Raw genomic sequence first — 15,908 nt, forward strand, 5'->3', positions numbered from 1 at the left:
TTTTTGTTTTTGCTTTTGAAAAACTGAACACAGCTATTTTTCAAAATATAACGAGCACTAGCGTTATTCTCTAAATAGTTTGAATTGTGGCTAGGCGGCAAACGAGGATATCTTGGGGAGCATACATGAGTATGTGACCCGAGTAGCCGAGTGCGGCCAACAACGCCACAAATCAAAATATGACGAGAATATTAGAATGATAGGCCGGCACCCACATACCACCCATCTGCAAGTTTCTCATTACGATCATCATGCGCGCCTTTCATCTCAATCAGACGATAACCCGCATCAACCGACAGCGGTTTAAACACGGTGTAACGCGCACCTGCTTTCGCTTCCATGTAGGATTTGCTGCCTGAAGTCAGTGATTCTGGTGCGCCATACGCTTCACCGTAGAAACTTAATGATGGCAGTGCTTGCCAGCTTAAGCCGCCGCCTAATGCAGCCGCTGCACCATCTGAACCATCTTCAGGAGATAAATACAGTGCTTTACCGCCAACATAGGCATTAATTGGACCTAATGGCAGGCCAAACGTTGCACCTAGGCTACCTAGCTGACCATTGTGATCGCTGCGCGCCCATGAGCCATTAAATGCTAAACCAGAACCTTGAGTACCAAAACCACCGCTTAATTCGGTAAAGTGCTCACCTGCACTGAAATCAGCAGAAATTGCTTGAGCAGCACCCATATAAAATGCAGAGGTCGCTGCAACAGCTAAAAGAACTTTGCACATTATCATTTCCTTTATTATTAAAAATTAAAGTATCGTGACGATGTTACGTGATTTAGTGCACGTACTCAGTCTTTTTTGCTTAAATTTACGTTAGAACACCGTTTAACGCACAATAAGTGAAATTCATCAGTGATTTACTTCAATTTAATTCTTCATTTCCTGACTAAACTTCTTACTATGATTACAGTGATTGGTCAGAGCGATTAGATAATTAATTCTTTGCTTATTATACTGTTCATCAAGTTTATTATAGAGATGAAGTGATATTCTACAAATATTCATCCAGTTAGTTACTTTTGTGTAGTCTATAAATCTAATAGCTTGGGAGTATTGTGATGAAAAAAAGAGGTCTAACTACCGCTTCAGGCGCACCTGTAGTGGATAACAATAACGTGATGACTGCGGGCAAACGTGGCCCGATGCTGTTGCAAGATGTTTGGTTTTTGGAAAAGCTCGCCCACTTCGATCGTGAAGTGATCCCAGAGCGCCGTATGCACGCTAAGGGTTCAGGCGCATTCGGTACTTTCACGGTCACCCATGACATTACCCGCTATACCCGTGCTAAATTATTCAGTGAAATTGGCAAAAAAACTGATTTATTTGTCCGCTTCTCCACCGTAGCAGGTGAACGTGGTGCCGCTGATGCCGAGCGCGATATTCGTGGTTTTGCCATGAAATTTTATACCGAAGAAGGTAACTGGGATATGGTGGGCAACAACACCCCTGTATTCTATCTGCGTGACCCGCTGAAATTTCCAGACTTAAACCACGTCGTTAAACGCTGCCCTTACACCAATATGCGTAGTGCAGCCTATAAATGGGATTTCTTCTCTCATTTACCTGAAGCACTGCATCAATTAACCATTGATGTGAGCGACCGTGGATTACCAAAAAGCTATCGCTTTATGCATGGCTTTGGTAGCCATACCTATAGCTTTATCAATGCGAATAACGAACGTTTTTGGGTGAAATTCCACTTCCGTAGCCAGCAAGGTATCGAAAACCTTATGGATGACGAAGCAGAAGCGCTGATTGGTAAAGATCGTGAAAGCTCTCAACGTGACCTGTTCGATGCTATCCAACGTAAAGAATATCCTCGCTGGAACTTACAGATTCAGATCATGCCAGAAAAAGAGGCGTCAACCGTCCCTTATAACCCATTTGATCTAACCAAAGTGTGGCCACACAAAGATTATCCATTGATTGATGTGGGATATTTTGAACTGAACCGTAACCCAGATAACTATTTCTCAGATGTGGAACAAGCGGCATTTAGCCCTGCGAATATCGTTCCGGGAATTGGGTTCTCTCCAGACAAAATGCTGCAAGGTCGCTTATTCTCTTACGGGGATACTCAGCGTTACCGTTTAGGTATTAACCACTATCAAATTCCAGTGAATGCGCCACGCTGCCCATTCCACAATTATCATCGTGATGGTGCAATGCGCGTTGATGGCAATAGCAGCAATACCGTAACCTATGAGCCAAACAGCGCAGGTATGTTCCAAGAACAACCGGACTACAGCGAACCGCCATTATCCATCGAAGGTGCGGCTGATCACTGGAATCACCGTGAAGATGAAGATTACTTCAGCCAGCCTCGTGCACTGTATGAATTGCTGGACGATGCCGAACATCAACGTATGTTCCAACGTTTAGCAGGTGAGCTGATTGAAGCGTCAGAAGAGACACAAAAACGTCAAATCGAGTTGTTTAAGAAAGTACACCCAGAATACGGCGCGGGTGTTGAAAAAGCGTTGAATGCACTGAAATAAACAAGCATTTCCTGTTATAACCAAGCGCTAGAGCTTTCTAGCGCTTTTTATCTATTCCTTAATTAATTCCACGCTTAATTAATTCCACGCTTAATTCATCACTGTCTTTGTGTTAACACCCACTGCTTTACTTGCTGGCGAGACACTTTAATTCCCCCGGCTTTCAATTCAGGATCTAAACGATAAAACGCCATTGGGAATTGATATGGGGCTAATTTATCTTTTAACCAATCCGCCAGCATGTTCAAGTCGATTGATTCATTAGCTTCGATCACTGCCACTGGACGCTGCCCAAATTGCACATCATCAACAGGAACAATAAAGCTTTGGTGCACATCAGGATGCGCATTGATCACCGCTTCAATATCTTCCGGCTGCACACACTCCCCACCACTGATAAACAGATTATCCAAACGGCCTAAAACCTGATATTCACCATCAATAAAGGCGCCTTTGTCATTGGTTTTAAACCAGCCATCCACTAAATTTAAAGGATGTAATTGCCCATCAAACCAATACCCTAAGGATTGGCTGTCCGACTGAATTTGAATTTCATCATCCACCAGCCGTACTTGTTTACCCGTTAACGGAAGCCCCACGCCTTTCTTACCATCTGTACGTTTAGCACACACGGTTGACGCCATTTCCGTCATACCATAACCGCTCCAGCAGACAATACCACGCTGCTCGGCTAGCGCCGTTAAACTGGTTGGGATCATGGCGCCACCCAACAACACTTCTTTTAACGAAATATTTAATGGCATCTCGTCATTCAGTAACCGCCATAGCTGAGTCGGCACTAATGATGCATGGGTGACACCCTGTAATGCCTCTGGCAATGGTGTAGAACGAATAGCGAGTTTTGCACCACTCAGTAACCAACGCCATACAATCCCTTGCCCTGAAACGTGAAATAACGGCAACGAGAGTAACCAGCAATCCTCTTGCTGATAATTCATGGCATTCAGTACGCCAGCCGCACTGTTCAAATGAGCCGAAACACTGTGTACTGCCGCTTTAGGTAACCCTGTTGAACCTGAAGTTAAAATTAACGTTGCAGGTTGCTCAGCGATTTTCTGAAAACTCACCGAAGGGAAATCATCATATTCAATAAAATGAGAATAAAGCTGGTGATCCAAATGGCGATAATCTGCTAACGCGTTCTGCTCATCGGTAAAATCAATCACTGCACCAATATCAAGATGCGGTAATAATTCATTTAATAACCGCTCAGGAAGGCGAGGATTGAGAGGCAAAACTTTCGCCCCACAAGCTAACAATGCCAATTGACTGAGTAGCAGTTCGACGGAGTTTTTACCGCGCAAAGCGACACATTGCCCTTCTTGCACACCTTGCATCGTAAAGTAAGTGACTAAATCGGCAATCTGCTGATTTAACGCCGCCCACGTTACCGATTCGGTATCCGTAAAAAGTGCGATGTTATTTGGTTGAAGACTGGCCCAATGCTGCCAAGGCCAGTCGGTAAAGCGGCTAGACGATGATGCTAACTCTGCCATACAACGGTCAGCTCATCTAACTGTTGAACAGGAATTTGGCATTGTGGCCAAGGCCTCACTAACTGAGATTGGATCAGTGAAACCGTATCTAAACCAGGGATGGTGTTCGGTGTTAACCAATTTGCGACCCGCGCCAATTGGGTTAAACCAAAGCTACTTTCGATGGAGGAACTGATCACGGCTTGCATCCCTAACTGATGAGCTTGTTCCACCAAACTACGGCAATAACTCAAGCTGCCCGTTAAGGTCGGCTTAATGATAATCGCCGCCACACCCGGCTGTGCTTCAACCTTGAAGCCTTCTTCACGCACACTTTCATCCCATGCGATAGCGATGCCAGTCTCCGCGGAAAATTGCAAAGATTCCTCACGGGTTTTACATGGCTCTTCAAGGAACGCAATTCGTGCACGGTAATCTGGATTCACATATTTAGCAAAGCCATCTGCTTTTGCTCGAGTCCAGCTACGGTTAGCATCTAAACGCAGCTTTAGCTCAGGCACCGCTTCCAATAATAAGTTTGCCACCATGCCATCACGTACCGCTTCGTACAGCCCCACTTTCACTTTGGCGACTTTTTCCCCGTCCATGGCATCGAGACTTAGGATCAGGTCATCAGGGTCACCGCTGCATAATGGCGCTTTACGATAATCCGCTTGTTGTGGAAGCTCACCGGTCAGCTCTGCTAATGCACAGCTACAGCCAAAGGCAACTGAAGGTAAATGGCTTGGCGTCATTGTGCCTTCATTCACCCATTCATCTAGCCATGCGATGGTGTCTGCGGTTGCTTCTTCCAAGGTTTCACGGCTAAATTCTGGCAGAGGTGAAATTTCCCCCCAGCCTTCGCTATCCCCATCTTGTAAACACACCAAAAGTCCATCACGGGTTTTTAGTCGTTGATAGCGAAGGATAACGCCTGCCTCCATCGGCAGGCTGAACGAGTAAAGTTTGGCTTTTCTCATTATGGGTTACGCTTATATTTAGAGAAATCTGGCGCACGTTTTTCGTTGAATGCGTTACGCCCTTCTTGGCCTTCATCTGTCATATAGAACAGCATCGTTGCGTTACCCGCTAGCTCTTGCAGACCCGCTTGACCATCACAATCAGCGTTCAGTGCTGCTTTCAAGCAACGTAATGCCATTGGGCTGTTTTCCAGCATTTCACGGCACCAGCGTACGGTTTCTTTTTCTAAGTCAGCATAAGGGACAACGGTGTTTACCAGACCCATGTCTAACGCTTCTTGGGCATTGTATTGACGGCACAGGAACCAAATTTCACGGGCTTTCTTTTGACCGACGATACGCGCCATATAAGATGCGCCCCAACCGCCATCAAACGAGCCAACTTTAGGGCCGGTTTGACCGAAAATCGCGTTATCGGCTGCGATAGTTAAATCACACATCATATGTAAAACGTGACCGCCACCGATAGAGAAACCAGCAACCATTGCCACGACAGGTTTTGGACAGGTACGAATTTGACGTTGGAAATCTAATACGTTCAGATGGTGCGTACCGCTTTCATCGCGATACCCGCCGTAGTCACCACGGATTTTCTGGTCACCACCTGCACAGAAGGCTTTTTCGCCTTCACCCGTTAGGATGATAGTCCCGATATGGTCGTCATAACGCGCGTCTGACAATGCTTGGATCATCTCTTTCACGGTTTGAGGACGGAATGCATTGCGCACTTCAGGGCGGTTAATGGTAATTTTAGCAATCCCTTCAGGGGATTTGTGATATCGAATATCGTCAAAACCTTCTGAGCAATCTTGCCACTCAATCGGTGCGTACAGTTTTTCTTCGCTTGGATAAATCATTATCAAGTTCCTTTAACCACAGTGTGATAAAAAATAGTGGAGTGCAGCTGCATAATGTTGGGGATTTTCCCGATGAGCATTATGCCCTGCATTCTCAATTAGCGTAAACGGCAATGCATATTGTTGCGAAACGCCTCGAAATTTTTGGTCTTTCTCACCGCAAAAATAGCAGTAAGGGACCGATAATTGCTTTAGTGACTCGACTAAAAATGGTTGTTTGGATAACGACGTGTTTTCCAACATATCGGCAACCGCCAATGGGTTATTTTGACCTCGGAGTGCTACCAGCTTTTCACGTTGGGCAAGAGTAAGGTCGGCAAAAACCGCTTGTTGATACCAGTCATTCAAAACCTGTTCGATAGGCTGATGTCGAAAACGTTCGGCCCAGCGATGGTCGTTATCCGCACGCGCAATACGTTCTTGTTCACTCTGTAAACCAACGTTGCCCCCTTCTATCACCAAGCCTTGTAGCCCTTTATGAGCGCTAAAGCAGGCAAAGTGCATCGCTAAGCGTGCACCGAGCGAATAGCCAATCAACACAAATTGTGAAGCCGAGTAATGCGCTAACAGCTGAGTCAGTTGCTTGTCAAAATCTATAAAGCCTTGGCAATCGATGCTGTGTGAATCACCATGCCCCGGCAAATCGACCACTAAACGCGGATAATTGGGGCAAGCCTCAACAATCGATGACCAATCATCGTGACTACCTAATAAACCATGAAGGAAAACTAACCACGGTGTTTTTTCGCCGTTGGCAGGCTGTTCCTGACTCGGATAATAGTGCGCCGCTAGCACGGTAAACTTTCCACGTCTTGCAGTAGCTGTTTGAGTGTTCGGGCACCTTCATCCCCATCAACCACTAACTCAATCAGCAGTGTACCGTGTTGCTTGAGCCAGAATTCTTGCACTGTCTCTTTTAAGCTCGACCAATCTGTTGGCGCGCAGTATTGCAGACCAAACATCATCGCCGCACCTTCAAAGCTCACATTTTGTGGCATGCAATAATAGTTTTGGCGAGCTTCAGGGGAGGTTGGCAGCATCGAGAAAATTTGTCCGCCATTATTGTTTACTATAATCAATACGCTAGGAGCTGAAGGTTCACGCAACAATGCCAAACTGTTTAAGTCATACAAGGCAGAGATATCCCCGACGATACCGAGTATTGGCTTCGCTGTTGCTCGCTGTACGCCAGCCATCGTCGAGATCAACCCATCGATACCACTGGCGCCACGGTTACTAAATACCGGGTAACCCGCAGGCAATTGAGCCAGTGCATCAATTAAACGCACAATTAAGCTATTCCCCACGAAAAGTTGCCCGCGAGGCGGGAGAAGCTCAGGGAGTTGATGCGCTACCGCAGCTTCAGAAAACTGGTTTTGCAGCTGAGTTTGAACATGTCGCAAGGTACGATTTGTTAAGTCCATTAAGCCTTCGCACCATGTACCGCGCGGCTGAGCTTGATGTTGCTCTATCCACCCTTTTACACTGCAAGTGAGCTTACGGCCCTGATGGCTGGCAGGATCTAAACGCCCAGGGATGGTATCAATTATCCAGTACTCTTGAGGATGACACTGGCTTTGCCACTGTAATGCGCGTTTTCCTGTTATGCTGGAGCCAAATTGAACCACTAATTCTGCTTCATCTAACCACGCTTTGGCGTTTGGGTGCTGTAACCATAAATCAGCACATGGATAAGGTTGTCCAGTCTGAGAGAGCACATCACCGATAACTGGCCAGCCAAGTTCTGCAGCCCATTTTGCAACAAGCTCGCCATCACTGCTGCTCATACGCCCAGCGATAACGACCCCTTTTTTCTGGCGCCAAAAATACCAATCCGCCACCAATGCGACTGTGTGAGTCGGAGGTTCACTTAACCACGGGTGAGACGATTGCCACCAATCACCTAAACTCGCTTGCCACTCAGCTTCCCCTTCCGTTTCACCATATAATGGTTCAGCAAAAGGACAGTTCACATGAAATGCACCATGGCGTAACTGATTCATACCGTTATCTAGCGCAGAAACCAACCATTTCGCTGAAATATCGCGAGTAGGTCTTGGTAACATGAGATTTTCAAACGGATGACTAGCAAAAATATGGGTTTGGCGGATAGCCTGATTGGCACCACAGTCAATTAATTCTGGTGGCCTATCTGCTGTGAGGAAAATGACTTTTTCCCCCGTTAATCCGGCTTCTATCAATGAGGGATACAGGTTAGCGACCGCCGTACCAGAGGTGACAATCACGCCAACAGGTTCGCCACTCGCTTTCGCAAGCCCAAGAGCAAGATGGCCTAATCCGCGCTCATCAAAGTGCGTATGGCAATGAAGTTTTGCATTATTTGCAGCAGCTAACGTTAACGGCGTGGAGCGAGAGCCGGGAGCAATACAGATATTTTTCATTCCGTGGCGGGCTAGCGCCTCAATAATTACCTCAGCCCAACGGAGATTAAATGCTGAATTCGACATAATGTGCTCGGTAAATTATTCATGATGCTGAGTGTAATAGGATTGAGAAAAATTTCTTGATCTCAAAACAATTTTTCATGAACTAATTGAAAATAAAAAAGAAATAACCATTTTAGCTATAGGGTTTTTAGCCTGTTTTTCATTGTGCTTGGTTTTTCATTGCGTTTTCAGTAAGGATTTTAGCCCAGCCGCTTTGTTTTCAATTTCTTCCCACTCTTGCTCGGGATCTGAACCGCTCACAATCCCTGCGCCTGAATAGAGGGAAATTTGGGCGCCATCAATTTGAGCACAACGCAGCGAAACCGCAAACTCACTGCGATTTAAACTGATAAAGCCACCTGTTCCAGCATACCACCCACGAGAAAATGGCTCGTGCTCAGCAAGGAATTCACGGGCAACGCGACGGGGTAAACCACATACCGCTGCTGTCGGTTGTAAACGCTGCAAACAGTCACTGTCTGAAGGCGCTAGCAGCGTTGCTGCAATAGAGCGATATAAATGTTGGATTTTTCTCAGTCGGATCACCTTCGCGGGTGAAACATCAATACCTGTTACTGCACCTTGTAATTGCTGACAAATATCATCAACCACCACTAAATTTTCATGCTGGTTTTTACTGTCTTCCATTAACCATTTGGCATTTTCAGCCGCAATCGAATCATCGACATGGTTCGCAACCGTGCCAGCTAATGCTTCAGAGTTAAGTTGAGTACCTTGGCGCAAGTAAAGACGCTCTGGCGTCGATGACATAAAGCCGGAATGCGCACTAAACGCCATCATAAAATGGTAGCAATGGTGATTCACTTTTTGGCTAGCGGATAGAAACTCCGCCACAGTTATAGGCTGAGATAGAGACAATTTGGTTTCCCGTGCCATCACCACCTTTTCCATTTTGCCTGCGCGCATATCGTGAATTGCCCCAGTGAGTAACGCACACCATTCATCATGATCGGGAATATGCTGCTGCCCAATGATTTGAGTGGATAATGGGGATACATCGTTCGATACCGAATTTAGCTGCCGTACAAAGGCAATTGCGGCTTGGAGATCCTCAGCACCATCAATGTTTAGCGCAACAGTCACCGTTGAGCGCAAGCGGAAGATTTCTAATCGAGGTAGAAAATAGAATGCGGATTCTCGCTTAAGGGTTTCACTGATACCTTCACCCACACCATTCCAACCATTTAGCCCCCATAATCGCATATCAGGAATTTCAGTATGCTCGGAGATAAATTGCTCAGCATCCGTGATCGCATTAAATGATTTTACTGTGCCTAAAGCACTGCATTCCTCGGAACCAGTACGATGATACCAATAGAACTGAGGGTAGCTATCTTGAGACGATAACCACGCTAATCCCGGAAACGCCTCTTTTGCGTCCATCTTCCACGCTAAGCGGATATATTCGTTAGAATTGAGTACTAATGTAGACAAATGGGTCAGAATTTCAGCTAATAATTTATCAATTTTTGTTTTTGTCACTTTAGATTCCCACTGCACATCACAACGACATCGATTTACTTATAATTATTATATATCGCAATGTAATTTATTAATACATTCATTATTAATAGCACAAGATGTTTAAAAAACCGTCAGGTAAAAATCAAAAATGATACGCTTACGACATGTGCACGTTTTCGAAATCATGTCATATCAAGCTGTTAAATAAGAGCTTATACCCTTCTTATTTGTATAAATTGACTATCAAGTTACGAATTAAATATAAAATATTAATAATTCACCTTATAAACTATTTTTATTCTCTAATTGATTCTAGATATTGAATTCTAATTAAGACTAATTTCTTATTATTTAAAAACCATAACATTCACTTAGAAACTCAGTGACGGCTCTATATCTAGGTTTGAAAATGGTAATTTATGTAATAGATAAATATTTAAAACTACAACCAATGAGTTATTTTTTAGCGCTGATTTTCATTTTTTAATATCAACATAAGCTCTACGTTTCTAGTAGGTTATGCGTTATAACTTTGAACGTGATAAGCCTATTGTTTATTACTATTAAAAACTTATAACGATAAAAATTTCACAGTAAATCGAAATTCATCATCATTAGAATCTTATAACTATTAAAAACGAAACGTAAATCGATAAATTAATCATCTAAGTAATAAGATAATTAGCTCTCTAACTTTATCATTCCATCTTTATTTAATTAATTGGAAATCCAGAATGAATACTCAGCTTAACTATGACCGAATTATTGAAAAGGAAAACATTGGCGATGCAACATTGGCATTATTAACCAATCAAGATTCCTTATCCGCAAGATCCGCAGGTATATTCACCCTTGAAGATTTGATTAATATTCACCGGCACGTCCAGTTTGCTTTAACCCTTCCCACTAAAGAAATTGATATTTTCAAATGGTTCGGTATTAATGATGAAAATGATTCATTACTGCCAGCTAATGAGTTAACTGAGATAATCCTGAGTATTCGTAAACACGCCAACACCTGGGATAATGTTGAGCTCAAAGTGAAAGAGCAATCTATCGATTTATCTTTAACCAGTCGTAATATCATACAAACTGGCGCCCAAATTCTTGAATATATTAACCATATGCCGATTATTCAAAAAATCTCAGACAGTTTAGAAGATTTATCGGAGAGTGAATTAAATCAGATTACATACCAAAACGACGACCAACAAATTGCCACCGAGCTTTTAAGTATTTTGCATTTAATAAAAGGAGATATAAAACAGCAATCGATTAAAACCATTCAAATTAAAAACACAGTCTCAGATTTTCGATCTCATATTACCGGTGGATATCTTTCAGACTATACCCATGTAGATTCATTACTCTTCACAATAAAAGGACTATATCAACAATTAGAATCTAACGAGGACCCCAGCAATAACGAGTCATTCTATAAAGAACTTATCGCCTTTAAGAAAAATGAACTACACCAATTAGAGCAGGAGTATAACCACTTTGTTAAGCTTTGTTTTACAGGACTTGCTGGAGGCATTATTGGTTTAGTGATTACAGGCAGTATTTTTGGCGTAAAAGCAGAAAGCATCCGAGATAGGAAGAATAAGTTAATTAACGAAATCGAAGAAATAAATCACAAATTGCATCAAGAAGAGCTACTACAGAAAACTATCTTTGATATTCAAATTAATTTGCAAAAAATTGAAGGCTTATTTAAAGATGCACGCCTCGCTATTGACCACTTAGATTATATGTGGCTCGTGATCCTCACAGAGGTTAAACAATCTATTGATATATTTGCAAGGATAAACAATGCAGAAAAACTGATCCGGTTTATCACGCAATTCAAACGTATCATCACATCTTGGACTTCTATTCAAGATTATTCAGTTCATTTGATTAAGCTATTTGATGAGCTACAAATCAATGAAAAAAACTCACAATAAAAGGCGTTAATATGCATGATAACCTCGATTTACCTATGTTACCCTCCATTGACATCTACCAATTAAGGTGTATTTCAAATAGCATTAGTTCTTTTAATAAAAATATCCTTAACTATGATTATATTATCTATGGTCGAATTCAAAAAATCGCAATTAAGATTGAAAGGCTCAATGAACTGATTAGAAATTCCGTTCCTATTCTAAAAATTAAATTGAATTATATTATTAAAAATGATGATTATGCATTGCTATCGTCTGAAAATAGTGATGATTTATCAGATATGCGCCGAAAGATTGCGATTACAGGCTTTGTAGATGACTTAATGGATGTCAAATTCGAACTTGAAAAGCTTATTTCAAAAACACGCTATACATTAGAATCATTATTGGTTTTTCATTTAAATGAGCCAAACAAACTAAAGCTTTCACAATATACCAAACAAAAAGAGTTTCTTGTGAACTCTAAAAATAGTAAGCAATCCAAGGTTAATGAATTAAATAACAATCTCTCTGTAATCCTTGCAGCGGAAGATATTATATTAAAACATAAAATTACAGATTTCTTTGACCGCTATTTTCAAGGAAAAGAGCTTATCGATTCTATTGATATCCAACCCAATAAAAAAGATATTCTGAAAGCAGCTATTAGTTATATCCGTAACTTATTAACGATGGTGGATGATGGGCTCGAATTTAGTCAACTTGTTGATGTAAGAATCTATATCAGTGACCAAATTATTGAAGCGCGCGAAGAGATAAATACGATGGATAATAATATATTTCGACTCTCGCAGCTCATGAGCTATGCCAATGATATCAATCAAATAGAGGTCCACAAACAGACCATTATCACTCAATCTAGTGCTTTAAAATCTTATTGGGAATCTTGGTGTGGGTTTATGAGTGAGAAAGTCTCTGAGGAGTGTTTGAATTTCAGTCAAATTAAGACCGTTAGCCAAATGCTAATGACCTATTTGAACGATATTGAGTATCAATATCAACGACAATTACCAGATTAAAAAAAGCCCCGTTACTGTTAAGTAGCGGGGCTTTTTATCGGAACTGACTTATTTCCAGAAAACTAATTGTTGACTAAAACCAAGTTGTTTACTGAAAACCCGTTATTTACCGAACTTAGCTAACTGCTGGCAATGTTGATGTTGCAATATCAATAATCGGTTGTGGCCACAGACCAAACACGATAACCGCTATCGCACACAGCGCCGCAAACACAGTTCCCAACGTCATTTTTTGTGGGCCAGTATAACGGTCTGCATGTTCTGCATCACGGCTATACAAGCTGGCCATAAAGCGCAAGTAGTAGAATAATCCAAGTGCACTACCTACCACAACAGCCCCTGTTAGCCACCACAATTGTGCATAAACGGCTGAAAGGATGGCATAGAACTTACCGATGAATCCCAGCGTAATTGGAATACCCGCTAGAGATAACATCATCACTGTCATCACCATTGCCAAGACTGGCTTGTGCCAGAATAAGCCGCGGAATGCACTGAAGTCATCTTGGTCATCACCACGGTATGGGCTCGAAATCACGCTAACCACACCAAATGCACCCAAGCTCGCTAATAAATAGCTCACCAGGTAGATAGCAATAGTGACTTGTGCCAATTGAGCATCCACACGCATTGCCACTAACGTAACCAGTAAGTAACCCATATGGGCGATAGATGAGTAACCAAGCAGACGCTTAGCGCTCTTCTGAGTCAATGCCAGTAAGTTACCAAACAAGATTGACGCAATTGCAATCACACCAACAACAGCTAATAACGTATCTGTTTGCGCTATACCATCAACATGTGTAATCGGTGCTTCTAAGAAGATACGAACCAATACCGCAAAGATAGCGATTTTACTGCCGGTTGCTAAGAAAGCGGCAACAGGCGCAGGCGCACCTTGATAAACGTCTGGCGTCCATAATTGGAATGGGAACAACGATAATTTAAAGCCGAAGCCCACAATCATCATGCCTAAACCAACTAAAATCAGAGGCGCGTGAATGCTGCTATTCGCTAAGCTTTGACCGACGACGCTGAAGCTTAAGCTACCTGATTCTGCGTATAATAAAGCGATACCAAACAGCAGGAATGAAGACGCGGCTGCGGATAACACCATATACTTGATACCCGCTTCCAAAGTACGGCTGCGCTCAAAGGTATAAGCAACCAGACCAAACAGTGGGATAGAGATCAATTCGATACCGATGAACATCGAAGCCATATGGTTCGACATCCCCAGCAGAACGCCACCCGTTACCGCAATGCTCAATAAGAGGTAAAACTCTTCTTTGTTATCATTAAAGCCTTCTAACCAATGATAAGCAAAAATAGCGGTACCCATACCTGCGATCAGAACCAGTCCTGAGTAGAACAGAGCAAAACCATCAACTAACAGCAGTGAAGTCACTGCTCTTGGCAGTAATGCTTCCTCGCCCACTGATGTAGGAATGGCATAGCCATTAACCCAAATCAGTGAAACAAATGTCAGGAGAAAGCCAACAACCGTTATTGCGGCACTGGTTAAGTGATCTCGCCGCCACGCAATTGACAGCATCACAATCACTGCGGTCAATCCGGAAAGGATTAACGGCAGCATTGCTAACAATTCTAAAGTTGTTATTGTCATGGCGAATTACTACCCTTGTGTTGAAAGTGAAGCAGAATACAGGTTATGCAGTGTTTCCATCGAACCCGCAGACGTATCTAAGATAGGTTGTGGGTAGAAACCAATGATAACCAATAAAGCCGCCAGAACCAGTAAAACACCAAACTCACGAGCCGTTAGCCCTTTCAGTTCAGTTTCTGATTTCGGCGTTCCGTAGTAAGTCTGCTGCATCATCCATAGTGCATAGATAGAGGCAAACACCACACCAAACACCATAATGCAGGTCACTAATGTGAATTGGCTGAAGCTACCGAAGAAGATCATGAATTCGCCAATAAAGTTACCAGTGCCCGGCATACCTAAAGTTGCTGCGGCAAAGAACAAGGATAAACCCGGTAACCATTTGATGCGTTTCCATAATCCACCCATCATACGCATATCACGGGTCTGAGTACGTTCGTACAACTGACCACTGATAATAATCAGCGCCGCACCCGACAGACCGTTAGTAATCATTTGCACCACAGCACCTTGATAGGCCAGTGTTGATGCTGCGTAGATAGCCACAGTCACAAAGCCCATGTGGGACAAGCTACTGTACGCCGCTAAACGTTTAATATCCGTCTGTTTGAATGCTAACCATGCACCGTAGAAGATACTGATCACACCCAGCGTCATTGCCACTGGCGTGAATTGCAGTGAAGCTTCAGGAAACAGTGGCAGTACAAAACGTAATAAACCGTATGCGGCTGTTTTCAGCATGATACCGGAGATATCGACAGAACCCGCCGTTGGCGATTGTTCTTGGGTATCGGCCATCCAGCCGTGGAATGGCACTAATGGCATTTTTACTGCGAAAGCAATAAAGAAGCCCAGCATCAGTAAGAAACTAGCAGTACCTGACAACGCACTTTCAGTACCTAATAACGCGTTATAGTCGAATGTCAGTTCATTGAACGCAATCCAGTGAAGGATAACCAAGCCGACAATCGCGACCAGCATGATCAAACCGCTGACTTGCGTATAGATAAAGAATTTTGTCGCTGCCTTAACATGCTGACGGTTACCTGACCCTTTGTGTCCCCAATTCGCAATCAGGAAGTACATCGGGATCAACATCATCTCCCAGAAGAAGAAGAATAAGAACAGGTCAACCGCCGTAAAGATCCCCATTACACCTGCAATAATCCATAACAGGTTAAAGTGATAAGCACCTTGGTTCTCTTGCTGCTCGCTCCACGAACTGAGGATTGAAAACGCGCCCATGATGGCGGTTAACACCACCATCAACAGCGATAATCCATCAACCGCTAACGAGAAATTGATACCTAGCGCAGGGATCCATTCCGTTGAGTATGTGTTTTGCCACTCTGGAATACCTTGCGGGTTAACCAGCGAATAATCCCCTTGCGCCCAAAATAGTACCGCAAGGATAAGCGTGATCCCCATCGTCCCCAGCGCAACCCAACGAGGTGCGCGGTGACTGAATCGGTCAGCCTGCCAGCTTAGCAGGGCACCGATAAAGGGAATAAGTATTAGCCAATATAATTGCATGGCGCAATG

General features: G+C 43.2%; 12 protein-coding genes. 3 read left to right on the forward strand and 9 right to left on the reverse strand.

From position 1 onward, the window contains the following. Positions 1–191: 191 nt before the first annotated feature. A complete protein-coding gene (locus QS795_RS10545; RefSeq protein ID WP_286268630.1) occupies positions 192–734 on the reverse strand; it encodes a YfaZ family outer membrane protein in 543 nt (180 codons plus the stop codon). A gap of 335 nt (positions 735–1,069) precedes the next feature. Here QS795_RS10545 and QS795_RS10550 point away from each other — a divergent pair, with 335 nt between their 5' ends. Next, positions 1,070–2,509, forward strand: coding sequence for a catalase (locus QS795_RS10550; protein ID WP_154602866.1), 1,440 nt, complete (start codon positions 1,070–1,072; stop codon positions 2,507–2,509). A gap of 98 nt (positions 2,510–2,607) precedes the next feature. Here QS795_RS10550 and menE read toward each other — a convergent pair whose 3' ends face one another. The 6 genes from menE to QS795_RS10580 all read right to left on the reverse strand — a co-directional run bounded on the left by menE (position 2,608) and on the right by QS795_RS10580 (position 9,792). Next, positions 2,608–4,026, reverse strand: coding sequence for an o-succinylbenzoate--CoA ligase (gene menE / locus QS795_RS10555; RefSeq protein WP_318626467.1), 1,419 nt, complete (start codon positions 4,024–4,026; stop codon positions 2,608–2,610). Next, complete coding sequence (gene menC, locus QS795_RS10560) at positions 4,014–4,985, reverse strand: o-succinylbenzoate synthase (RefSeq protein WP_286268634.1); 972 nt, start codon at positions 4,983–4,985, stop codon at positions 4,014–4,016. The genes menE and menC overlap by 13 nt, the downstream gene beginning before the upstream one ends. Continuing rightward, positions 4,985–5,842, reverse strand: coding sequence for a 1,4-dihydroxy-2-naphthoyl-CoA synthase (menB, locus tag QS795_RS10565; RefSeq protein WP_154602869.1), 858 nt, complete (start codon positions 5,840–5,842; stop codon positions 4,985–4,987). Before menB ends, menC begins: the two co-directional genes overlap by 1 nt. A 12-nt stretch (positions 5,843–5,854) precedes the next feature. Continuing rightward, positions 5,855–6,637 carry a 2-succinyl-6-hydroxy-2,4-cyclohexadiene-1-carboxylate synthase gene (gene menH, locus QS795_RS10570; RefSeq protein ID WP_286268637.1) on the reverse strand — a complete coding sequence of 261 codons (783 nt, stop codon included), beginning with the start codon at positions 6,635–6,637 and terminating at the stop codon, positions 5,855–5,857. Continuing rightward, complete coding sequence (gene menD, locus QS795_RS10575; protein ID WP_286268639.1) at positions 6,631–8,310, reverse strand: 2-succinyl-5-enolpyruvyl-6-hydroxy-3-cyclohexene-1-carboxylic-acid synthase; 1,680 nt, start codon at positions 8,308–8,310, stop codon at positions 6,631–6,633. The genes menH and menD overlap by 7 nt, the downstream gene beginning before the upstream one ends. Positions 8,311–8,466: 156 nt before the next feature. After that, positions 8,467–9,792, reverse strand: a complete 1,326-nt coding sequence (locus QS795_RS10580; RefSeq protein ID WP_181477301.1) for an isochorismate synthase — start codon at positions 9,790–9,792, stop codon at positions 8,467–8,469. A 716-nt stretch (positions 9,793–10,508) separates the two neighbouring features. Between QS795_RS10580 and QS795_RS10585 the strand changes: the two genes are divergently transcribed. Next, positions 10,509–11,720 (forward strand): alpha-xenorhabdolysin family binary toxin subunit A, encoded by a 1,212-nt coding sequence (locus tag QS795_RS10585; RefSeq protein ID WP_286268642.1) that lies wholly within the window; start codon positions 10,509–10,511, stop codon positions 11,718–11,720. An 11-nt stretch (positions 11,721–11,731) separates the two neighbouring features. Continuing rightward, the gene (locus tag QS795_RS10590) at positions 11,732–12,739 is read left to right on the forward strand and encodes an alpha-xenorhabdolysin family binary toxin subunit B (RefSeq protein WP_154602872.1); all 1,008 of its coding nucleotides are present in this window, start codon (positions 11,732–11,734) and stop codon (positions 12,737–12,739) included. Positions 12,740–12,854: 115 nt separating this feature from the next. On the opposite strand, the gene nuoN is transcribed toward QS795_RS10590, so the two are convergent. Both nuoN and nuoM read right to left on the reverse strand, forming a co-directional pair. Next, on the reverse strand, positions 12,855–14,366 hold the full coding sequence (gene nuoN / locus QS795_RS10595; RefSeq protein WP_286268644.1) for an NADH-quinone oxidoreductase subunit NuoN: 1,512 nt from the start codon (positions 14,364–14,366) through the stop codon (positions 12,855–12,857). 9 nt (positions 14,367–14,375) lie between these two features. After that, positions 14,376–15,899, reverse strand: a complete 1,524-nt coding sequence (gene nuoM / locus QS795_RS10600; RefSeq protein ID WP_154602874.1) for an NADH-quinone oxidoreductase subunit M — start codon at positions 15,897–15,899, stop codon at positions 14,376–14,378. Between the last annotated feature and the right edge of the window lie 9 nt (positions 15,900–15,908).

It is taken from the genome of Providencia zhijiangensis (assembly GCF_030315915.2).
GTDB lineage: Bacteria > Pseudomonadota > Gammaproteobacteria > Enterobacterales > Enterobacteriaceae > Providencia > Providencia zhijiangensis.

Excerpts from the sequence above, each read along its gene's own strand:
- menC (WP_286268634.1), bottom strand. The coding sequence starts at position 4,985 with ATGAGAAAAGCCAAACTTTACTCGTTCAGCCTGCCGATGGAGGCAGGC.
- QS795_RS10585 (WP_286268642.1), top strand. The coding sequence starts at position 10,509 with ATGAATACTCAGCTTAACTATGACCGAATTATTGAAAAGGAAAACATT.
- menD (WP_286268639.1), bottom strand. The coding sequence starts at position 8,310 with ATGTCGAATTCAGCATTTAATCTCCGTTGGGCTGAGGTAATTATTGAG.
- nuoN (WP_286268644.1), bottom strand. The coding sequence starts at position 14,366 with ATGACAATAACAACTTTAGAATTGTTAGCAATGCTGCCGTTAATCCTT.
- nuoM (WP_154602874.1), bottom strand. The coding sequence starts at position 15,899 with ATGCAATTATATTGGCTAATACTTATTCCCTTTATCGGTGCCCTGCTA.
- QS795_RS10545 (WP_286268630.1), bottom strand. The coding sequence starts at position 734 with ATGTGCAAAGTTCTTTTAGCTGTTGCAGCGACCTCTGCATTTTATATG.
- menE (WP_318626467.1), bottom strand. The coding sequence starts at position 4,026 with ATGGCAGAGTTAGCATCATCGTCTAGCCGCTTTACCGACTGGCCTTGG.
- QS795_RS10590 (WP_154602872.1), top strand. The coding sequence starts at position 11,732 with ATGCATGATAACCTCGATTTACCTATGTTACCCTCCATTGACATCTAC.
- menB (WP_154602869.1), bottom strand. The coding sequence starts at position 5,842 with ATGATTTATCCAAGCGAAGAAAAACTGTACGCACCGATTGAGTGGCAA.
- QS795_RS10550 (WP_154602866.1), top strand. The coding sequence starts at position 1,070 with ATGAAAAAAAGAGGTCTAACTACCGCTTCAGGCGCACCTGTAGTGGAT.